General features: G+C 61.5%; 21 protein-coding genes and 2 tRNA genes. 5 read left to right on the top strand and 18 right to left on the bottom strand.

What is annotated here, in order from left to right:
- Positions 1 to 46: 46 nt before the first annotated feature.
- Positions 47 to 736 (bottom strand): ribose-5-phosphate isomerase RpiA, encoded by a 690-nt coding sequence (gene rpiA, locus C8C98_RS18620; protein ID WP_121455485.1) that lies wholly within the window; start codon positions 734 to 736, stop codon positions 47 to 49.
- A 37-nt stretch (positions 737 to 773) separates the two neighbouring features.
- On the opposite strand from rpiA, the gene C8C98_RS18615 reads away from it, so the two are divergent.
- On the top strand, positions 774 to 1865 hold the full coding sequence (locus tag C8C98_RS18615; RefSeq protein WP_121455484.1) for a quinone-dependent dihydroorotate dehydrogenase: 1092 nt from the start codon (positions 774 to 776) through the stop codon (positions 1863 to 1865).
- Positions 1866 to 1939: 74 nt separating this feature from the next.
- Here C8C98_RS18615 and C8C98_RS18610 read toward each other — a convergent pair whose 3' ends face one another.
- The 16 genes from C8C98_RS18610 to uvrB all read right to left on the bottom strand — a co-directional run bounded on the left by C8C98_RS18610 (position 1940) and on the right by uvrB (position 14392).
- Complete coding sequence (locus C8C98_RS18610; RefSeq protein ID WP_121455483.1) at positions 1940 to 2272, bottom strand: hypothetical protein; 333 nt, start codon at positions 2270 to 2272, stop codon at positions 1940 to 1942.
- A complete protein-coding gene (locus C8C98_RS18605; protein ID WP_121455482.1) occupies positions 2269 to 2664 on the bottom strand; it encodes a phage holin family protein in 396 nt (131 codons plus the stop codon). The genes C8C98_RS18610 and C8C98_RS18605 overlap by 4 nt, the downstream gene beginning before the upstream one ends.
- Before the next feature lie 39 nt (positions 2665 to 2703).
- Positions 2704 to 3006, bottom strand: coding sequence for a DUF883 family protein (locus C8C98_RS18600; protein WP_099655417.1), 303 nt, complete (start codon positions 3004 to 3006; stop codon positions 2704 to 2706).
- Between the two features lie 143 nt (positions 3007 to 3149).
- Positions 3150 to 4268, bottom strand: coding sequence for an NAD(P)/FAD-dependent oxidoreductase (locus tag C8C98_RS18595; protein ID WP_121456380.1), 1119 nt, complete (start codon positions 4266 to 4268; stop codon positions 3150 to 3152).
- Positions 4269 to 4303: 35 nt separating this feature from the next.
- The gene (locus C8C98_RS18590) at positions 4304 to 5347 is read right to left on the bottom strand and encodes a histone deacetylase family protein (protein WP_121455481.1); all 1044 of its coding nucleotides are present in this window, start codon (positions 5345 to 5347) and stop codon (positions 4304 to 4306) included.
- 192 nt (positions 5348 to 5539) lie between these two features.
- Positions 5540 to 5614: transfer RNA gene (locus tag C8C98_RS18585), tRNA-Val, on the bottom strand.
- A gap of 41 nt (positions 5615 to 5655) precedes the next feature.
- Positions 5656 to 5730, bottom strand: a tRNA-Val gene (locus C8C98_RS18580).
- 31 nt (positions 5731 to 5761) lie between these two features.
- Positions 5762 to 6478: a DNA polymerase III subunit epsilon gene (gene dnaQ / locus C8C98_RS18575; RefSeq protein ID WP_121455480.1), complete on the bottom strand. Its 717-nt coding sequence runs from the start codon at positions 6476 to 6478 to the stop codon at positions 5762 to 5764.
- Positions 6478 to 6816: an ISC system 2Fe-2S type ferredoxin gene (gene fdx / locus C8C98_RS18570; protein ID WP_099655414.1), complete on the bottom strand. Its 339-nt coding sequence runs from the start codon at positions 6814 to 6816 to the stop codon at positions 6478 to 6480. The genes dnaQ and fdx overlap by 1 nt, the downstream gene beginning before the upstream one ends.
- Before the next feature lie 45 nt (positions 6817 to 6861).
- Positions 6862 to 8742, bottom strand: a complete 1881-nt coding sequence (hscA, locus tag C8C98_RS18565) for a Fe-S protein assembly chaperone HscA (protein ID WP_121455479.1) — start codon at positions 8740 to 8742, stop codon at positions 6862 to 6864.
- A gap of 68 nt (positions 8743 to 8810) precedes the next feature.
- Complete coding sequence (gene hscB, locus C8C98_RS18560) at positions 8811 to 9329, bottom strand: Fe-S protein assembly co-chaperone HscB (RefSeq protein ID WP_121455478.1); 519 nt, start codon at positions 9327 to 9329, stop codon at positions 8811 to 8813.
- Between the two features lie 103 nt (positions 9330 to 9432).
- Positions 9433 to 9756 (bottom strand): iron-sulfur cluster assembly protein IscA, encoded by a 324-nt coding sequence (gene iscA, locus C8C98_RS18555; protein ID WP_121455477.1) that lies wholly within the window; start codon positions 9754 to 9756, stop codon positions 9433 to 9435.
- A 4-nt stretch (positions 9757 to 9760) separates the two neighbouring features.
- The gene (iscU, locus tag C8C98_RS18550) at positions 9761 to 10156 is read right to left on the bottom strand and encodes a Fe-S cluster assembly scaffold IscU (protein ID WP_099655410.1); all 396 of its coding nucleotides are present in this window, start codon (positions 10154 to 10156) and stop codon (positions 9761 to 9763) included.
- A 30-nt stretch (positions 10157 to 10186) separates the two neighbouring features.
- A complete protein-coding gene (locus C8C98_RS18545; RefSeq protein WP_121455476.1) occupies positions 10187 to 11407 on the bottom strand; it encodes an IscS subfamily cysteine desulfurase in 1221 nt (406 codons plus the stop codon).
- 112 nt (positions 11408 to 11519) lie between these two features.
- On the bottom strand, positions 11520 to 12056 hold the full coding sequence (iscR, locus tag C8C98_RS18540; protein ID WP_099655408.1) for a Fe-S cluster assembly transcriptional regulator IscR: 537 nt from the start codon (positions 12054 to 12056) through the stop codon (positions 11520 to 11522).
- A gap of 245 nt (positions 12057 to 12301) precedes the next feature.
- Complete coding sequence (gene uvrB / locus C8C98_RS18535) at positions 12302 to 14392, bottom strand: excinuclease ABC subunit UvrB (RefSeq protein ID WP_121455475.1); 2091 nt, start codon at positions 14390 to 14392, stop codon at positions 12302 to 12304.
- A gap of 105 nt (positions 14393 to 14497) precedes the next feature.
- Here uvrB and C8C98_RS18530 point away from each other — a divergent pair, with 105 nt between their 5' ends.
- Both C8C98_RS18530 and C8C98_RS18525 read left to right on the top strand, forming a co-directional pair.
- Entirely contained in the window at positions 14498 to 15706 is a 1209-nt protein-coding gene (locus C8C98_RS18530) for an amino acid aminotransferase (RefSeq protein WP_121455474.1), read from the top strand.
- Positions 15690 to 16319, top strand: a complete 630-nt coding sequence (locus C8C98_RS18525) for a nucleotidyltransferase family protein (protein WP_233574598.1) — start codon at positions 15690 to 15692, stop codon at positions 16317 to 16319. Before C8C98_RS18530 ends, C8C98_RS18525 begins: the two co-directional genes overlap by 17 nt.
- 73 nt (positions 16320 to 16392) lie before the next feature.
- On the opposite strand, the gene ygiD is transcribed toward C8C98_RS18525, so the two are convergent.
- The gene (ygiD, locus tag C8C98_RS18520) at positions 16393 to 17253 is read right to left on the bottom strand and encodes a 4,5-DOPA dioxygenase extradiol (RefSeq protein WP_233574597.1); all 861 of its coding nucleotides are present in this window, start codon (positions 17251 to 17253) and stop codon (positions 16393 to 16395) included.
- A 190-nt stretch (positions 17254 to 17443) separates the two neighbouring features.
- Between ygiD and C8C98_RS18515 the strand changes: the two genes are divergently transcribed.
- Positions 17444 to 18334, top strand: a complete 891-nt coding sequence (locus tag C8C98_RS18515) for a CoA transferase (protein ID WP_121455471.1) — start codon at positions 17444 to 17446, stop codon at positions 18332 to 18334.
- 44 nt (positions 18335 to 18378) lie between these two features.
- Positions 18379 to 19122 (top strand): cold shock and DUF1294 domain-containing protein, encoded by a 744-nt coding sequence (locus tag C8C98_RS18510; RefSeq protein WP_121455470.1) that lies wholly within the window; start codon positions 18379 to 18381, stop codon positions 19120 to 19122.
- The last annotated feature ends 110 nt before the right edge of the window (positions 19123 to 19232 follow it).

Raw genomic sequence — 19232 nt, 5'->3', positions numbered from 1 at the left:
TCTATCAAAAAAGGCGCATTCATTGAATGCGCCTTTTTTGTTTGGTTCAATAAACCAGTGTTTTCACACCCTGCGCTGTACCCAGCAAGCACACCGCCGCCTTCTGGTGCGCGAACACGCCCACGGTCACCACCCCGGGCCATTGGTTCACTTCTGACTCGAACTGCAGCGGCTCGGCAATCGACAGGCCCGTCACGTCCAGAATGTGCTGGCCGTTGTCGGTCACCAGTGGCTTGCCGTCTTTTTGGCGAACGGTGGCCACACCGCCCATGGCCGCAAAACGGCGAGCGATGTGCTGTGTCGCCATAGGAATCACCTCCACTGGCAGCGGGAACTTGCCCAGAACTTCGACGCGCTTGGATTCATCGGCAATGCAGACAAAACGCCGGGCCAAGGCAGCAACAATCTTCTCGCGGGTCAGTGCCGCGCCGCCACCCTTGACCATGTGGCCCTGGCCGTCGATTTCGTCGGCGCCATCGATGTAGACCGACAGGGACTCCACTTCATTGGCATCCAGCACGGGAATGCCCAGCGCCAGCAGGCGTTCGGTGCTGGCCACAGAGCTGGAAACAGCGCCTTTGATGTCGCCCTTGATGCTGGCCAGCGCATCGATGAACTTATTGACCGTGGAGCCTGTGCCCACGCCCACGATATCGCCGGGCACCACATAGTGCAAAGCGGCCTGGCCCACCAGGGCTTTGAGTTCGTCTTGGGTCAGTGAGGAAGGTGTCGTCATGAGAGAAAATCGGAGGTAATTCTTCAATTATCGTCCCATGTCCCTCATTCCCTACGCTCTCACCCGCCCCTTTCTGTTCGGCATGGACCCCGAGGCCGCCCACGACCTCACCATGAACCTTCTGGCCAAGGGGCAGCGCACCCCACTGCAGTGGGCGTGGTGCCAGAGCCGGGTGGAAGACCCCGTGGAGCTGGCTGGACTGCGGTTCCCCAACCGGGTGGGGATGGCTGCGGGCCTAGACAAAAACGCCCGCTGCATTGATGCCCTGGGCGCCATGGGGTTCGGTTTTGTCGAAGTGGGCACCGTGACGCCCAAGGGCCAGCCGGGCAACCCCAAACCGCGCATGTTTCGCTTGCCGCAGGCCAAGGCCCTGATCAATCGCCTGGGCTTCAACAACGAAGGGCTGGACGCATTTGTGCGCAATGTGCAGCAAGCGCAATTTCGCCAAGCTCGTGGTGCCACCCCCATGCTGCTGGGCTTGAACATTGGCAAGAACGCTGCGACACCCATCGAAAATGCCACCAGCGATTACCTGACGTGCCTGGATGGCGTCTATCCGCATGCGGACTATGTGACGGTGAACATCAGTTCGCCCAACACGCAAAACCTACGTGCACTGCAAAGCGATGAAGCCCTGGACAACTTGCTAGGGGCCATCGCTGAGCGCCGCGAGTGGCTGGCTGCGCAAGACGCTCCTGCGGGCAGTGCAACGGGCGCAGGCAAGCGGCGCGTTCCTATCTTCGTAAAAATTGCCCCAGACCTGGATGAAGCCCAGGTGGCTGTGATTGCAGCCACCTTGAAGCGACATGGCATGGACGGTGTCATCGCCACCAACACCACCATCAGCCGCGATGCGGTCCAAGGGCTGGCCCATGCCACTGAGACCGGTGGGCTTAGCGGCGCACCGGTATTGCAGGCCAGCAACCGGGTCATCCGGCAACTGCGGGCTGAGCTGGGCGCCCAATTTCCCATCATCGGTGTGGGTGGCATCATGAGCGCCAGCGACGCCGTGAGCAAGATGGAGGCTGGCGCCGATGTGGTGCAAATCTACACCGGGCTGATTTACGAGGGGCCAGGCTTGGTGTCCGCTGCAGCGGCAGCGGTCAAAGCGGCGGCAGTGCGCCGCTGATGCGTGTGAGCTGAAACAAAAAGGGCCGGGAGTCGACAAAACCACCGGCCCTGAGGCAACGTCGCCATGCGCCACTAACGCCGCAATCGCACAATCCAAGGCAAGGCGACGCCCATCCAGCGAACCAGGCGCCGTGGCCCCAAGGCCATCGCCGCCGCAGCAACGGCCGCCACGGCGGCAGGGTGCTGCTTGGCAAAAGCCACCCCTTGCAGAATCAGTGAGTCACCCGCGCCTGGATTACCCGCATCCAGCGTTTGCTGCTGGGCCAGAAAACGTGCGGCTCGGCGCTCCCGAATGCGTTCGCGTTGCGCAGAGATGCGCAACAGCACCTTTTGCTGCTCCAAGGTGGGGACGATGACAGGTGCAGCGGGGCGCACCGGTTGTCCATGGCTACCAGCTGGGCTCATAGCTGCTCCTTGATATCGCGCCAGTCTTGGGCCAGCTCTTGCCGCGTCAGGGTAAAACCATTGCCCGCCCGCCGCGCTGCGCGCAGCAGCCCAACCAAAGCCAATACCCACAGCACCAGCCAGACAGCGCTGACCAGCCAGCCTGCCAAGCCCCGGTGCGGCGTATCCCAAAAATGCACGACCACGGCAATGGAGAGCACCACCATGCTCACCACCGTGAGCCCGGTGACAGCCACCGCCAAAATCAGCAGTTGCAGCAGGCTGCGCTTTTGGTCCTGCCATTCCAGACGCGCCAAGTCCAGGCGATCCTCCGCGGCAATGGCCCCTTCAATGGCGGCCACGCGAACGCGCGCCAGCAGGTGGTCCAGCCCTAGCAAGGAGATCCAGTTCATGCGTGGCCTTGCTGCGCGCCAGTGGGTGATAGCACAGCCTTAGCGGCGTGCAAGCAAAAAGCCCACCAAAGCGCCCACAGCCAGGGCCGCACCGGCGACACGCCAAGGCTCGTCGTGGGCGTAGCGGTCGGCTGCCAGGGCTGCGTCCTTGGCTTGGCGGGCCGCATCTTGCGCAGCACGAATGGCCGATTCGCGGGCCGAGTGGATTCCATCGTCCAGGCGCTGGCGCAGCAGCTTGATCTCTGGCACCGCATCCAGGTCCTTGTTGGCCAGCAGGCCGCGCAGGTCAGACACCAATTTTTCCAGTTCACCTTGGGTGGAGGAAGTTTCAGAGGCACTCATACAAACCCTTTCAAAAACAAGTCAAACCAAAAAGGATGAAACCATGGGGATGGCTGCTAGTGCATCTTAGCGTTGCCATGCAGCGGCGGGCTGTAGGACACTGACGCATAGGGTTACAACGTCTGCGCTGGCTCAGTGGGGCGCTACAAATTGGCAGTGGGCTGCACCAACATTTTCGCCACATGCTCGCCAATGGCCAGAGCGCTGGTCAAGCCGGGGGATTCAATGCCAAACAGATTCACTAGCCCTGGGATGCCGTGGGTGTCTTGCCCTTGGATGCAGAAGTCGGCTGCAGGATCATGCGGGCCGTGAATTTTAGGGCGCATGCCCGCGTAGCCAGGAGCCAACGCGCCATCGGGCAAGGCAGGCCAGTACTTGCGCACCTCCGCATAAAAAGCGTCGCCACGGCGTGGATCGACCAGCAGATCTTCAGCAGAGTCCACCCATTGCACATCAGGTCCAAACTTGGCCTGCCCGCCCAAATCCAGCGTCAGGTGCACGCCCAGCCCGGCGGCCTCGGGCGCCGGGTAAATCAAATGCTTGAAAGGGGCTTTGCCTGCCAGTGTGAAGTAGCTGCCTTTGGCAAAGCGCGCCACTGGAATGTGGGCAGGGTCCAACCCTTCAAAGGCGTGTGCCAGCTGGGGCGCATGAAGCCCTGCGGCATTGATCAAATACTGTGCGTGGAGCTGGGTGCCATCAGATGCTATTAATTCAATAGCTTCTTGCGCAATGCGTGCGTGCGCCAGAGGCGAATTGAGCACTACAAGACCGCCTGCGTTTTCAAGATCGCCTTGCAGGGCCAGCATGAGCCCGTGGCTGTCAATGATGCCGGTGCTAGGGGAATGCAAGGCCGCAACGCACTCCAGTGCGGGCTCCATCGCTCGGGCTTGGTCACGGTCAAGCCAGCGCAGGTCCGTGACGCCGTTGGCCTGTGCCCGTTCGTAAATGCTTTGCAGACCTGCGCGTTGCTCCTCTGCCGTGGCTACCAGCAACTTGCCACAGCGATGGTGGCCTATGCCCCGTTCGTTGGCATAGGCGTAGAGCATGTTGCGCCCCTCGACACACAGGCGGGCCTTGAGTGAGCCTGGAGGGTAGTACAGGCCTGCATGTATGACTTCGCTGTTGCGAGAGCTGGTGCCGGTGCCAATGGCATCGGCCGCCTCCAGCACTATCACTTCCATGCCCCGCAACGCCAGCGCTCGGGCCACAGCCAAGCCCACTACACCAGCGCCCACCACAACGCATTGCACTTGATCCGTCATTCCTTGCTCCTGCGCCTGTTCCATCCACTTCTAATTTACGATCCAACGGCTTCAAAGCCGCGAATCACCTGTACCGCATTGGCCCCCAGTTCTGAAGCGGCATAACCCCCCTCAAGCACCAGCGCCGTGGGCAAGTGCAGGGCTGCCAGCCGCTGCCCCATGGTGAAAAAGTCATCAGTGGTCAAAGCGAAATGCGAGATAGGGTCGCCCACAAAGGTGTCCAGGCCGAGGGACACCACCAGGGCATCAGCGCGGTACTGCGCAATGCGCAGACTGGCGGCCTCCAGCGCGGCAAACCAGGCCGCTACCGAAGACCCTGCTGGCAACGGAAGGTTGAGGTTAAAGCCCAGGCCCTCACCTTCGCCCAGCTCATCGGCATGGCCCAGGTAAAAGGGGTACTCGGTGAGCGGGTCACCGTGGATGCTGATGAACAGCACGTCCGAGCGGCCATAAAAAATGCTCTGCGTACCGTTGCCGTGGTGATAGTCCACGTCCAGCACCACCACCCGTTTAGCCCCCTGGTCCAACAAGGTTTGGGCTGCTACCGCTGCGTTGTTCAAAAAGCAGTATCCCCCCATGAAATCAGGGCCCGCGTGGTGACCTGGGGGGCGGGTGCAGCAAAACGCCGCGGGTGCACCTTGCGCCACTCGCATGGCAGCGCTGGCGGCTGCATCCGCGCCAGCCTTGGCGGCGTCCCAGGTGCCTGCGGCCATGGGGGTGCCGTTGTCCATGGAGTACAGCCCCAGTTTGGCGATGAAGTTGGCGGGCTCCACATCGCTGCGCAGGGTACGCACAGGCCACACCGACGGGAACGGCTGGGTTTGCGCATTCTCTGGCGCCAGTTGTACCCACTGCTGCCAGGCCGTCTGCAAAAAAGCCAGGTAGCGGGCATCGTGCACTTTGTGGAGCGTGCTGGCAGAGTCTGTATCGGGCGCCAACAGGGTGTATCCGCCCTGCTGCAGCGCCAGCTCTACAAATTCGGCCCGCAAAGGCTTTTCGAAACAATCGACGCGGGTGCCCCTGAAGAACTCGTGCTGCGGGGCGTGCAAGTGGTGCAATGGGTTGTGGAAGCTGATCATGGCAAAGCAGGTGGACTCTGAGGGACTGCCCAAAAGACCGGCCTGTTCACGATGGAACAATTGCGGGCTCGGACTCATGTCGGCGGACAGTGGAGAGCCATTGTGCCCTCAGAGAATGAGGCCATGTGCGGTGAGCGAAGCACGACGCCAAAGAAAAAAGCGCCTTGCATTGCTGCAAGGCGATTTCAAATCTGGTGGGTGATACATGGATCGAACATGTGACCCCTGCCGTGTGAAGGCAGTGCTCTACCGCTGAGCTAATCACCCTAGGTGACGCCCTGAAATTTGGGCATCGTCATAACAGCAAATGGTGGGTGATACATGGATCGAACATGTGACCCCTGCCGTGTGAAGGCAGTGCTCTACCGCTGAGCTAATCACCCCTTTGCGTCAAGCCTTAGATTATGGCACAGATTAAACGGCTGCCTGCAATTTTCTCCAAATTGTTTTACCGCCGCTCGATTTATCGATCTGCACCATCACCTCTTCGTGGGTGCCCAGCTCTTGCTCATTCGCGGCCACCACCTGCAGTGCAAAGCGGCTCAAATCTATCGAAGGGATCACGACTCCGTCTGCACTCTCTTGCGGTTCGTCCGCCATCAGCAAGGCGTCTTGCCCACGGGTCAGGTTGATGTAGACATCCGCCAGCAACTCCGCATCCAGCAAAGCACCGTGCAGCGTGCGGCCTGAGTTGTCCACCTCCAAGCGGTCACACAAAGCGTCCAGAGAATTGCGCTTGCCCGGGAACATTTCCTTGGCCATCGCCAAGGTGTCGGTCACGCTTTCTACATAGGTTTTGAACGGCGCACGCCCTGTAAGCTCCAGCTCTTTATTCAAAAAGCCAACGTCAAACGCCGCGTTGTGGATGATGATCTCAGCCCCCTGAAGGTACTCCAGGATCTGGGGCGCCATGTCTGCAAACTTGGGCTTGTCTTTGAGGAACTCGTTGGTGATGCCATGGACCTTCAGGGCATCCTCATGGCTGTCGCGCCCTGGGTTGAAGTACAGATGCAGGTTGTTGCCCGTGAGCTTGCGATTGAGCAGCTCTACGCAACCCAGCTCAATGATGCGATCCCCACCTTCGGCCGAGAGGCCGGTGGTCTCCGTGTCCAGAACGATCTGACGGGTCATCAGTGGTTTTCCTTGGCGTGGTTGATCGTGTACTTTGGAATCTCAATGACCAAGTCCTTTTGGGCGAGGATGGCCTGGCACGACAGGCGCGATTGAGGCTCCAGGCCCCAGGCGCGGTCAAGCAGGTCTTCCTCCTCCTCCTCCGCCTCGTTCAAAGAAGCCAGCCCCTCGCGCACGATCACATGGCAAGTGGTGCAGGCGCAGCTCATGTCGCAAGCGTGCTCGATGTTGATGTGATGTTCCAGCAGGGCTTCACACACCGAAGTGCCTGCGGGGGCTGTGATTTCCGCGCCAGCGGGGCAGTATTCGGGGTGGGGGAGGATTTTGATGACGGGCATGGCGTCCTGGATTTTGTATCTTGGAAACTTGGAAAGGGCTTGAATTCAGAGGGACTGGACGTTTTTGCCCGCCAGCGCCTGCTGAATGCCACGGTTCATGCGCTGGGCGGCAAAGGCCTCTGTGCCCTTGGCCAGCGCCTGCGTAGCGGCTTCGATGGTGGCTGCCTCATCGGCCCCGCGCTGCTGGCGAAGGGCTTCCATCAGCGCATCAATCGCACTGCGCTCAGCGGCGCTCAGCACGTCGCCATCGGCATCCAACGCGCTTTGGGTGGCCAACAGCATCCGGTCGGCATCGACACGGGCTTCGACCACTGCGCGGGCCCGCATGTCTTGCGCAGCGGTGGCAAAGCCGTCTTGCAGCATCTGGGCAATCTGGTCGTCCGACAAGCCATAGGACGGCTTCACGTCAATGCGCGCTTCCACCCCACTGCCCTGCTCTTTGGCACTGACTGCCAACAGGCCATCTGCGTCCACCGTGAAGGTCACGCGGATACGGGCCGCGCCTGCAGCCATGGCGGGAATGCCGCGCAATTCAAAGCGGGCCAGGCTGCGGCAGTCCGCCACCAGGTCACGCTCACCTTGCACCACATGGATCGCCAGCGCCGTCTGACCATCCTTGTAGGTGGTGAAGTCCTGCGCTTTGGCCGTGGGTATGGTCTCATTGCGCGCGACGATGCGCTCCACCAAACCTCCCATGGTTTCGATGCCCAAAGACAGGGGGATCACGTCCAGCAGCAGCAGATCGCCTGCAGTGTCGTTGCCTGCCAGTTGATTGGCCTGAATGGCGGCCCCGAGCGCGACCACTTCATCGGGGTTGAGGTTGGTGAGGGGGGCACGCCCAAAAAAGTCTGCCACCGCTTGCTGCACCTGCGGCATGCGGGTCGAACCACCGACCATGACCACGCCTTGCACTTCGTCCTTGGCGAGCTGGGCGTCGCGCAGGGCGCGGCGCACTGCGGCCATAGAGCGGGCCGTCAGTGCGGATGTCGTTGCCTCGAAATCGGCACGCTTCACATCAAAAAGCACGCTACCGCCCGCCAAATCAGCGGAAAATGCTACCTTTTCTGTAGCGGTCAGCGCTTCCTTGCAGGCGCGGGCTGCCATGCGAATGGCAGCTTTGTCGGCGGGTGTTTGCACGGCCGCGCCAGTTTGTTGCAGCACCCAGTCTGCCAGGGCCGCGTCGTAATCGTCGCCGCCCAGAGCAGAATCACCCCCCGTGGCAATGACCTCAAAAACGCCTTGGGTCAGGCGCAGGATGGAGATATCAAAAGTGCCCCCGCCCAGGTCATAAACGGCATAGATCCCCTCGCTGGCATTGTCGAGCCCATAGGCAATGGCGGCCGCCGTGGGTTCATTGATGAGCCGCAGCAAATGGATGCCTGCGAGCTTGGCCGCATCCTTGGTCGCCTGGCGCTGTGCATCGTCAAAGTAGGCGGGCACGGTGATGACGGCGCCATAGAGATCGTCGTTGAAGGTGTCTTCGGCGCGGTAGCGCAGCGTAGCCAAGATTTCGGCACTGACTTCCACCGGCGATTTCACACCATCGGCCGTGGCCAGGCTCACCATGCCGCCCACAGCTTTGTCGGCGCCATCGGCAGGCTGGACGAACTCGTAGGGCAGTTGCCCGGCCTGCGCAACGTCGTGCAGCCCGCGCCCCATGAAGCGCTTGACCGACGCAATCGTGTTGCGTGCATCGCTGGCCTGTGCAGCCACGGCGTCGTAGCCAATTTGGCGCCCGCCCTGCCCCAGGTAACGCACCACCGACGGCAGCAATACGCGGCCTTGCGCATCGGGCAGGCATTCGGCAGCGCCACTGCGCACCGCAGCCACCAGCGAGTGCGTGGTCCCAAGGTCAATGCCAACCGCGATGCGGCGCTGATGGGGATCGGGTGACTGTCCAGGCTCGGAAATCTGCAATAGCGCCATGAGATTCTTGGGGTCTACGTGAAGAAACCGGACGCAATGGCCCGGTGTTCATAAAAAAGAGGCAAACGCTATTGTCCCAGTTGCTCGCGGCGGCGCTCGATGTCGTCTGCAAATCGCGCAATGAACATGAGGGCTCTCACCTGCTGCGCTGCGCTGCCAACGTCTTGCTGCTGGTCTATCAGCACCTCGCACCGCGCCAGCCCCGCCTTGCGTGCCCGCATGACTTCGTCGTCCAGGGCGTCGATGGCTGCGGCCGTCTGGGCATCCTCCAGGGCTTCACGCCACTCCATTTGCTGCATCAAGAATGCTGCGGGCATGGCCGTGTTGTCTTCTGCCTGTATGGGCGTGCCACGCAATTCGCACAAGTAGGCAGCACGGCGCAATGGTTCTTTCAGGCGTTGATAGGCCTCATTGATGCGAACCGACCATTGCATGGCCACCCGCTGTGCAGCGGCGCCTTGGGCTGCGAACTTGTCAGGGTGGGCCTGCCGCTGCAGCTCCTTCCAGCGTGCATCCAGGGCGGGCCGGTCTTGCGCAAAGCACTCGGCGATGCCAAAAAGTTCGAAATCGTTGGACTGCAGGTTCATGCCACTCCTGGGTAGGAAGATCGGTACGTATCAAGAAAAAACCGCCAGCACAAAGCGCGGTGGCGGTTTCATACGAAGGGCCCTCGCGAGAAGGCTGCCTGGCTCAGACTCGGAAGCTTTCTCCGCAGCCGCACCGGTCGCGTTCGTTGGGGTTGTTGAACTTAAAGCCTTCGTTCAGGCCTTCACGCACAAAGTCCAACTCGGTTCCATCGATGTACGCCAAGCTTTTGGGGTCGATCAAAACCTTGACGCCATGGTTCTCAAAGACGATGTCTTCTGGCTCTGTATCGTCCACGTACTCCAGCTTGTAAGCCAAACCGGAGCAGCCTGTTGTCTTGACGCCCAGACGCACACCCAAGCCCTTGCCACGGCGGGCAAGATACCGACTCACGTGTCGCGCTGCGGCTTCTGTCAGGGTGATAGCCATCGCGTCAGGCTGCGGCACCCGCGTGCTTGGCCTTGTAGTCGTTCACTGCGGCCTTGATGGCGTCTTCCGCCAGGATGGAGCAGTGGATTTTGACCGGAGGCAGCGCCAGCTCTTCGGCAATCACGCTGTTCTTGAGCGCTGCCGCTTCGTCCAACGTCTTGCCCTTGACCCACTCGGTCACCAGCGACGACGAGGCAATGGCAGAACCACAGCCATAGGTTTTGAAGCGAGCGTCTTCGATCACGCCAGTCTGGGGGTTCACCTTGATCTGCAGCTTCATCACGTCACCGCAGGCTGGCGCGCCCACCATGCCGGTGCCCACAGATTCATCACCCTTGTCGAAAGAGCCCACATTGCGGGGGTTTTCGTAATGGTCAACCACTTTGTCAGAATAAGCCATGGCAAGTCCTTTGGTCGGTTTGGGGTGCGCTCAGTGCGCGGCCCATTGAATGGTGCTCAGATCCACGCCATCCTTGAACATCTCCCACAGGGGGCTGAGTTCACGCAGCCGGGCCACGTTCTCGCGGATGGTGGAAATCGCGTAGTCAATCTCTTCTTCGGTCGTGAAGCGACCGATGGTCATGCGCAAACTGCTGTGCGCCAACTCATCACTGCGGCCCAGGGCGCGCAGTACATAGCTGGGCTCCAGGCTGGCGGATGTGCAAGCGGAGCCGGACGACACGGCCAGGCCTTTGATGCCCATGATGAGCGATTCGCCTTCGACGAAGTTGAAGCTCATGTTGAGGTTTTGCGGCACACGGCGTTCCATGCTGCCATTGATGAAAACCTGCTCGATGTCCTTCAGACCGTCCAGCAGACGCTGCTGCAAGGCACGGGCCTTGGCATTGCCTTCGACCATTTCTTCCTTGGCAATGCGGAAGGCCTCGCCCATGCCCACGATCTGGTGCGTGGGCAAGGTGCCCGAACGCATGCCGCGCTCGTGACCGCCACCATGCATCTGTGCTTCGAGGCGCACGCGGGGCTTACGACGCACGTACAAAGCGCCAATGCCTTTGGGGCCGTATGTTTTGTGGGCTGTCATGCTCATCAGGTCAACTGGCAGCGTAGCCATGTCGATCTCCACACGCCCTGTCGCCTGCGCTGCATCCACATGCAGCAGGATGCCCTTTTCGCGGCACAAAGTGCCGATCGCAGGAATATCCTGGATCACGCCGATTTCGTTGTTCACGAACAGAATGCTGATCAGGATGGTGTCTGGGCGAATGGCCGCTTTCAGCGCGTCCATGTTGACCAAGCCGTCTTCCTGAACGTCCAGGTAGGTCGCGTCAAAGCCTTGGCGTTCCAGCTCACGCATGGTGTCGAGCACAGCCTTGTGTTCGGTTTTGAGCGTGATGAGGTGCTTGCCCTTGCCCTTGTAGAACTGGGCTGCGCCTTTGAGGGCCAGATTGATCGACTCTGTGGCGCCGCTGGTCCAGACGATCTCTCGGGGGTCGGCGCCAATCAAGTCGGCCACCTGGACGCGTGCTTTTTCCACGGCTTCTTCCGCCTCCCAGCCCCAGGCGTGGCTGCGGGAAGCCGGGTTGCCGAAATGCTCACGCAACCAGGGAATCATCGCATCCACTACGCGTGGGTCTACAGGGGTGGTAGCACCGTAGTCGAGATAAATAGGAAAGTGAGGAGTCATGTGGATCGCTGGCTCAGTTGGCGTTTCTGGCTGGCAGCAAAAAACGGTTGGCGTTGAGAAAACAGTGAAAAACGTTCAAGGCGCTGCCGGCCCCAAGGCCCAGTTCAGCGCAGCCCCATCAGGACTTGGCGAAAACGTTGCCGAGTGCAAACACCGAATTGGGGGCGTTTACACGGATGGGTTTGACCACGGGCGTGGTGGAAATAGCGCGGCGCACCACCGGCTTGTCTTCAATCTGCACACCCTTGGCCAGTTGCTCATCGACCAGCTTTTGGAGGGTGACCGAGTCCAGAAACTCCACCATGCGTTGGTTCAGCGATGCCCACAGCTCGTGGGTCATGCAGCGACCGGCTTCGCCCAGGCAGTTTTCCTTACCGCCGCATTGGGTGGCATCAATGGGCTCATCCACCGAGACAATGATGTCGGCGACAGTGATTTCGCCAGCCTTGCGGGCCAGTGTGTATCCACCGCCAGGTCCACGAGTGGACTCCACCAATTCATGGCGGCGCAGCTTGCCGAACAGCTGCTCCAGGTAAGACAGGGAAATTTGTTGACGCTGGCTGATGGCTGCCAGCGTGACGGGGCCGTTGTTCTGGCGCAGGGCCAAGTCGATCATGGCGGTGACTGCAAACCGGCCTTTGGTGGTGAGACGCATGGAAAGCTCCTTGTGCTGAGGCTCGTTCGTTAAAGAAACTGCCTGCGCTGGCGAGTGGTCAGCACGGGCACCGTCTCCGCCCCTTACTCCGCACAGATTTGCCTGCCACGGAGCCCTTCATCGTTGGGCTTTGTTCTTGAGTATTTTGTAAGAGTATATCACAAATCCCTATCGAATTGGTCGGGTTAAAAAACCAACGGGTCGCAAATTCACCAGCTACGTATTGACCCTGACAAAGTGGGGCTTCAAATTGCTACAGAGTCCCCGCCATGCGCTCCAAAAGCGCGGCCCTTGAGTTGGCTCAATTGGTCGCGCACGCGGGCTGCCTGCTCAAATTCAAGATTCCGCGCATGCTCCAGCATCAGCTTTTCCAGGCGCTTGATTTCTTTGGCAATGTCTTTCTCTGACATCTCCTCCACCTGGGCGCGCTGCATGGCTTCTTGCTCCAGCCTCTCGGCATCCTTGCCCGCTTTTTCGCTGTAAACCCCGTCAATCAGGTCTCTTACTCTCTTGACAATGCTGCGCGGCGTGATGCCATGGGCTTCGTTGTGTGCAATCTGCTTGATACGCCTGCGCTCCGTCTCCCCCATGGCCTTTTTCATCGACTCGGTGATGCGGTCTGCGTACAGAATGGCCCGACCGTTGAGGTTGCGCGCCGCCCGGCCAATGGTCTGGATCAGGCTGCGCTCAGCGCGCAAAAAGCCTTCTTTGTCGGCGTCCAGAATCGCCACGAGCGAGACCTCTGGAATGTCCAGCCCCTCGCGCAGCAGATTGATCCCCACCAACACGTCAAAGGCCCCCAAACGCAGGTCGCGGATGATTTCCACCCGCTCCACGGTGTCCACATCGCTGTGCAGGTAGCGCACCTTCACCCCGTTGTCGGTAAGGTAGTCCGTCAGCTGCTCGGCCATGCGTTTGGTCAGCGTAGTGATGAGCACGCGCTCACGCTTTTCAACGCGAATGCGGATTTCCTGCAGCACATCGTCCACCTGGTGCGTGGCGGGGCGCACCTCCACAATCGGATCAACCAGCCCTGTGGGACGCACCACTTGGTCCACGATCTGGCCGGAGTGCGTCTTTTCATAGTCTGCCGGGGTGGCCGTCACAAAGATGGCCTGCCGCATGCGCTGCTCAAACTCCTCAAACTTGAGCGGCCGATTGTCCATGGCCGAAGGCAGGCGAAACCCGTACTCGACCAGAGTGGTTTTGCGCGCCCGGTCGCCGTTGTACATAGCCGAGAGCTGCCCGATCATCTGGTGGCTTTCGTCCAGGAACATCAGAGAGTTTTTGGGCATGTAGTCGGTCAGCGTGCTGGGCGGGTCGCCCGGCGCTGCGCCCGACAGGTGGCGCGTGTAGTTTTCAATGCCCTTGCAGTGCCCTACTTCGCTCAGCATCTCCAAATCAAACCGGGTGCGCTGCTCCAGGCGCTGGGCTTCCACCAGCTTGCCATCGCCCACCAGTTGCTGCAGACGCTCGGCCAGTTCGATCTTGATGGTCTCCACGGCCGCCAGCACCTTGTCGCGCGGCGTCACGTAATGGCTGCTGGGGTACACCGTAAAGCGCGGAATCTTCTGCTTGACGCGACCCGTGAGGGGGTCAAACAGCTGCAGGCTCTCGATCTCATCGTCAAACAGCTCAATGCGGATGGCCAGCTCAGAATGCTCGGCGGGAAACACATCGATGGTGTCGCCCCGCACGCGGAACTTGCCGCGCGAAAAATCTGCCTCGTTGCGCTGGTACTGCATGCGGATCAGCTGGGCGATCACATCGCGCTGGCCCAGCTTGTCACCGCTGCGCAGCGTCATCACCATGCGGTGGTAGCTTTCGGGCTCGCCAATACCGTAGATGGCAGACACCGTGGCCACGATGACCACGTCTTTGCGCTCCATCAGGCTCTTGGTGCACGACAGGCGCATCTGCTCAATGTGCTCGTTGATGGCGCTGTCTTTCTCAATGAACAGATCGCGCTGCGGCACATAGGCCTCGGGCTGGTAGTAGTCGTAGTAGCTCACGAAATACTCGACAGCGTTCTTGGGGAAGAACTCGCGAAACTCGCTGTACAGCTGTGCCGCCAGCGTTTTGTTGGGTGCAAACACGATGGCGGGACGGCCCATGCGTGCGATCACATTGGCCATGGTGAAGGTCTTGCCCGAGCCCGTCACACCCAGCAGCGTCTGAAACGCCTCCCCATCCCGCAACCCCTCTACCAGCTTGGCAATGGCCTGGGGCTGGTCGCCCGCAGGGGGGTACGGCTGAAACAGCTCAAAGGGCGAATCAGGAAAGCGAACGAATTCGCCCTCTTGCGTGGGCGGCATGGTTTCAGTCAATTCCAGCATGGGCGTAGTCAACGGTTGGTGTGGGCAGGCCGTTAAAATCGGCGGAACCCGGCACAGTACACCACGCCCGGATTCTTCGCTACTGACAACCTTTCAAGGATTTTCATGTCTCTGTTCACCGCCGTCGAAATGGCCCCCCGCGACCCCATCCTGGGTCTGAACGAACAATTCAACGCAGACACCAACCCCAACAAGGTCAACCTGGGCGTGGGCGTGTATTTCGACGACAACGGCAAGCTGCCCCTGCTGCAATGCGTGCAAGCCGCAGAAAAAACCATGATGGAAAAGCCCACGGCCCGTGGCTACCTGCCCATCGACGGTATCGCTGCCTACGACGCCGCCGTGAAAGGCCTGGTCTTCGGCGCTGAGTCCGACGTCGTCAAGAGCGGCCGCGTGGCCACCGTGCAAGCCATTGGCGGCACCGGCGGCCTGAAGATCGGCGCCGACTTCCTCAAGAAGATCAGCCCCAACGCCACCGTGCTGATCTCCGACCCCAGCTGGGAAAACCACCGCGCGCTGTTCACCAACGCCGGCTTCCCGGTGGACACCTACCCCTACTTCGACCAGAGCGCCAACGGCGGCCTGGGCGGTATCAACTTTGACGGCATGCTGGCCAAGCTGAAGGCCGCTGCCGCAGGCACCATCGTGCTGCTGCACGCCTGCTGCCACAACCCCACCGGCTACGACATCACCGCCGCCCAATGGGAGCAAGTGATTGCTGTGGTGAAGGAACGCAACCTCACCGCCTTCCTGGACATGGCCTACCAAGGCTTTGGCTACGGCATCGCTGAAGACGGCGCCGTGATCGCCAAGTTCGTCGCCGCTGGCCTGAACATCTTTGTGTCCACCAGCTTCTCCAAGAGCTTCAGCCTGTATGGCGAGCGCGTGGGCGCCCTGAGCGTGGTCGGCAGCAGCAAGGAAGAAACCGACCGCGTGCTGAGCCAGCTGAAGATCGCCATCCGCACCAACTACTCCAACCCACCCACCCACGGTGGCGCCATCGTGGCTGCAGTGCTCGGCAACCCCGAACTGCGCGCCCTGTGGGAAAAGGAACTGGGCGAAATGCGCGTGCGCATCAAGGCCATGCGCCAAAAGCTGGTGGACGGCCTGAAGGCCGCTGGCGTGACCAAGGACATGTCCTTCATCACCACCCAGATCGGCATGTTCAGCTACTCCGGCCTGTCCAAGGACCAAATGGTGCGCCTGCGCAGCGAGTTCGGCGTGTATGGCACCGACACCGGCCGCATGTGCGTTGCTGCGCTCAACAGCAAAAACATCGACTACGTCTGCCAAGCGATTGCCAAGGTCATCTGATCTGACTGAAGAAGCGGCGCTTCGGCGCCGATTCACCAGCGAAGCGCTCCAGAACCCGCACAACGCGGCCATTCTGGAGCGTTTGCCATTTCTGGACCTGCCGGATGCCTGGTTAGTGGCTGGCTGCCTCTTCCAGACCGTATGGAACTTGCACAGCGGCTTTTCGCCCACGGCGCACATCAAGGACTACGACCTGTTCTACTTTGACGCGTCGGAGGTGTCTGAGGCGGCAGAGCAGCAGGTGCAAGCCCGTGTCACCGCCCTCTTTGCAGACCTACCGATCACCGTGGAGGCCAAGAACCAGGCACGCGTGCACCTTTGGTACGAACAGTGGTTCGGCTACCCCTACGAAGCGTTGCAGTCTGCCCGCCAGGGGATTGAGCGGTTTCTGGTGCCCTGCACCTGCGTAGGCTTGCAACCTGCAGCGCGGGCCGCAGCGCCCGCCCTGTATGCGCCCTATGGCCTGCAGGAGTTGTACCGCGGCATTTTGCGGCCCAACCCACAGTGCCTGCACCTGCCGTTGTTCAAGGCCAAGGCGCAAAGCTACCAAGAGCGCTGGACTTGGCTGGACATTCAGGAGATGCTGGCTGATGAGCAGCCCAGCCACTCATAAAATTTAAGTCTTTTAGGCAACTAGCGCTTTAAATACAAGCGCTAGCAGCTATTAAAAGCAGAGCAATTTACCCTCACCCCCACAGTACCGACCGCATCGAAATCGATGCCGACTGGTAACCTGTGTTGAAAAACCGTGGCATCTCCGTGGGCTGCACGGCGCCTACGGCGTACAGAAGAGGCAGGTAGTGCTCATGCGTCGGGTGCGCTTGCTTGGCGATGGCACCCAGGCCCAGAAAGTCCTGCAGCGCGCCCAACTGGCCTTTTTTGATCTGCTCTTGCACGACGGTGTCGAACTCGGCAGCCCAGTCGTACGCCTCGTTGGCGGCACTGCCCCGGCGGCTGGCACGCAGGTTGTGCACGATGTTGCCGCTGCCCACAATCAGCACCCCACGCTCACGCAGGCTTTTGAGCTGTTGGCCCAGCGCATAGTGCTCGGCAGGCGGGCGGCTGTAGTCCATGCTCAGTTGCAGCACCGGGATGCGGGCTTGGGGAAACATGGGCTTGAGCACCGACCAAGTGCCGTGGTCCAGCCCCCATTCACTCTCATCCACACCCAGCCCAACGCCCGTAGCGGGCGACTTCAACTCTGCCGCCAGGCCACGGGCCACAGCAGGGGCACCGGGCGCAGGGTACTGCTGGTCAAACAACTCCTGCGGGAAGCCGCCAAAGTCGTGAATGGTCTTGGGGTTTGCCATGCCCGTGAGCTGCCAGCCGCCGCGCGTGAGCCAATGGGCCGACACACACAAAATGAGTTGGGGCTGCGCGGCGCGGGCCAGCAGCTCACTGCCCAGTGCCTGCCAACTGCGGCGCCAGGCGTTGTCTTCAATGGCGTTCATGGGGCTGCCGTGGCCCACAAACAGCACCGGCATGCGGGGCGATGGTTTGAGGCCTTGCAGCAGCGGCAAGCCTGCGGCGCTGGACAAAGAGGTCATGAAGGCTCCCGAGGAGGCGGCCAGCCCAGCGAGGGCGGCCAAAGAAGTTCTGCGTTGCATAGGGCAAAGGCGAAGGGAGCTACCGTAACAAATTATGTATAACCCGGTGAAGGACGCTGCGCCCCAGGCAAAGTTCCTTCTTTCAACGGGTTCTCAGTTCCTTCAATCGCCAGCCATTTCCCCATTTGCCATGCCTACACTGCCCTTGCAGCCGCTGCGCGGCACCCGCATCCTCAGCTTGGCGCTCAACCTGCCTGGCCCCGCCGCCTTGCTGCGCTGTGCACGCATGGGCGCCACCTGCACCAAGCTCGAAGCACCCGCCACCCCGCCCCAGCGCAGCGCAGACCCTATGGCGCAGTACAGCCCGCAGGCCTACAGCGACATGCACCAAGGCATCGCCGTGCTGCAAGCCCAGCTCAAGACGGACGACGGCCAGGCCACACTGCATGCCGAGCTGGCACGTACCGACGTGCTGATCACCTCCTTTCGCCCATCGGCCCTGGCCAAGCTGGGCCTGAGCTGGGCGGCCTTGCATGCGCGCTACCCCCGCCTGTCGGTGGTGCAGATCGTGGGGGCCGCAGGCACGCGTGCGGAAGAACCCGGCCACGACCTGACCTACTTGGCCGATGCCGGACTGATCTCCGGCACCGAGATGCCCCCCACGCTCTACGCCGACATGGGCGGCGCCCTCATGGCCAGCGAGGCCGTGCTGCAGGCCCTGCTGGGCCGCGCCCAGACCGGCGAAGGCCAACAGTTGGAAGTGGCGCTGGCCGACGCCGCAGCCTGGCTGGCACAGCCCCGCCACTGGGGGCTGACCACCCCAGACGGCGATGTGGGCGGCGCGCACGCGGGCTACCGCATCTACCCCTGCGCCAATGGCCGCGTGGCCGTGGCGGCGTTGGAACCCCACTTTGCCGCCCGCCTGTGCGCCGCCGCAGGCCTGCCCGCACAGGGCGACGCGGCCACCTTGCGCGCCCCAGCCACCCATGTGGCGGTGGCCGCCTTCATCGCCACCCAGACACGCGCCCAACTGGATGCGCTGGCGCAAGCGCAGGACATTCCGCTGCACACGCTGCCTTGAGCACAGATTGCGCCCCCTTCCACCCTGTTCACCGTATTTTCGGCATGCAAAAGCAAGGCACCATCACCCGCTGGGACAGCACCCGCGCGTTCGGCTTCATTCGCAGCCCCGGCGGCACGGCCGACGTGTTTTTTCACCTCAAGGACTTTCGCAGCGCCACACCCCCGCGCGAAGGGATGGCGGTGGTGTATGACGACGTGCATGTGGGCGGCAAAGGCCCGCGCGCCGTGGCGGTGCAGCCCGCAGGGGCTGCGGCCACTGCAGTGCCCAGCGCCCGTTCATCGAGTGCCTTGGGTGCGCCGGGAGAACGGCAACGCCCACGCTCCACCGCCAGCAAAGCATTGCCCCACCACGATACCGCACGCGCCCCTCGTTCGGTAGCGCGCCCATCGGCCCGAGTCCGTGCGGGCGACGGCCGACCCGCAGCGGGCGCTGGGCTGGCTTACGCACTCATGCTGCTGTGGGCGGGCATGATCGCTTGGGGCCTGTGGACGGAGCGCTTGCCCCTGTGGGTGCTGGGCGCCCTGGTGGGCCTGAATGTGTTGACCCTTTGCGTGTACGCCGCCGACAAGAATGCGGCCCAACGCGGGGGCTGGCGCACCTCTGAGAAAAACCTGCACACCCTGAGCCTGCTGGGCGGCTGGCCTGCCGCGTGGCTGGCGCAGCAAAGCATGCGCCACAAATCCAGCAAGGCAGAGTTCCGCGCCATGTACTGGCTCACCATCGTTGTGCACTGCGCCGCCCTGGGGGCCTGGGTGAGCGGCTGGCTGGGTACACGGCTGGGCTAAGAGCGGCTAACAAAACTCCCCTGGCGTCGTTGTTCCGTCTTGTCGTACCTCGCGTACTGCCTGCGACGCAACGCCTAGCCAGGGCCGCTTCGCTGAGTTTTGTGAGCCGC

This window comes from Acidovorax sp. 106, from assembly GCF_003663825.1.
In the GTDB taxonomy this organism is placed as follows: domain Bacteria; phylum Pseudomonadota; class Gammaproteobacteria; order Burkholderiales; family Burkholderiaceae_C; genus Acidovorax.
Note: the sequence above shows the minus strand (reverse complement) of the source record. Positions and strands in the feature narration are given on the sequence as shown.

Excerpts from the sequence above, each read along its gene's own strand:
- C8C98_RS18610 (WP_121455483.1), bottom strand. The coding sequence starts at position 2,272 with ATGAGCCCAGCTGGTAGCCATGGACAACCGGTGCGCCCCGCTGCACCT.
- C8C98_RS18600 (WP_099655417.1), bottom strand. The coding sequence starts at position 3,006 with ATGAGTGCCTCTGAAACTTCCTCCACCCAAGGTGAACTGGAAAAATTG.
- iscR (WP_099655408.1), bottom strand. The coding sequence starts at position 12,056 with ATGCGTCTCACCACCAAAGGCCGGTTTGCAGTCACCGCCATGATCGAC.
- C8C98_RS18595 (WP_121456380.1), bottom strand. The coding sequence starts at position 4,268 with ATGACGGATCAAGTGCAATGCGTTGTGGTGGGCGCTGGTGTAGTGGGC.
- fdx (WP_099655414.1), bottom strand. The coding sequence starts at position 6,816 with ATGCCCGTCATCAAAATCCTCCCCCACCCCGAATACTGCCCCGCTGGC.
- hscA (WP_121455479.1), bottom strand. The coding sequence starts at position 8,742 with ATGGCGCTATTGCAGATTTCCGAGCCTGGACAGTCACCCGATCCCCAT.
- rpiA (WP_121455485.1), bottom strand. The coding sequence starts at position 736 with ATGACGACACCTTCCTCACTGACCCAAGACGAACTCAAAGCCCTGGTG.
- uvrB (WP_121455475.1), bottom strand. The coding sequence starts at position 14,392 with ATGCTGGAATTGACTGAAACCATGCCGCCCACGCAAGAGGGCGAATTC.
- ygiD (WP_233574597.1), bottom strand. The coding sequence starts at position 17,253 with ATGACCTCTTTGTCCAGCGCCGCAGGCTTGCCGCTGCTGCAAGGCCTC.
- C8C98_RS18605 (WP_121455482.1), bottom strand. The coding sequence starts at position 2,664 with ATGAACTGGATCTCCTTGCTAGGGCTGGACCACCTGCTGGCGCGCGTT.
- dnaQ (WP_121455480.1), bottom strand. The coding sequence starts at position 6,478 with ATGACCCGTCAGATCGTTCTGGACACGGAGACCACCGGCCTCTCGGCC.
- C8C98_RS18510 (WP_121455470.1), top strand. The coding sequence starts at position 18,379 with ATGCAAAAGCAAGGCACCATCACCCGCTGGGACAGCACCCGCGCGTTC.
- hscB (WP_121455478.1), bottom strand. The coding sequence starts at position 9,329 with ATGAACCTGCAGTCCAACGATTTCGAACTTTTTGGCATCGCCGAGTGC.
- C8C98_RS18590 (WP_121455481.1), bottom strand. The coding sequence starts at position 5,347 with ATGATCAGCTTCCACAACCCATTGCACCACTTGCACGCCCCGCAGCAC.
- C8C98_RS18530 (WP_121455474.1), top strand. The coding sequence starts at position 14,498 with ATGTCTCTGTTCACCGCCGTCGAAATGGCCCCCCGCGACCCCATCCTG.
- iscU (WP_099655410.1), bottom strand. The coding sequence starts at position 10,156 with ATGGCTTATTCTGACAAAGTGGTTGACCATTACGAAAACCCCCGCAAT.
- C8C98_RS18515 (WP_121455471.1), top strand. The coding sequence starts at position 17,444 with ATGCCTACACTGCCCTTGCAGCCGCTGCGCGGCACCCGCATCCTCAGC.
- C8C98_RS18615 (WP_121455484.1), top strand. The coding sequence starts at position 774 with ATGTCCCTCATTCCCTACGCTCTCACCCGCCCCTTTCTGTTCGGCATG.
- iscA (WP_121455477.1), bottom strand. The coding sequence starts at position 9,756 with ATGGCTATCACCCTGACAGAAGCCGCAGCGCGACACGTGAGTCGGTAT.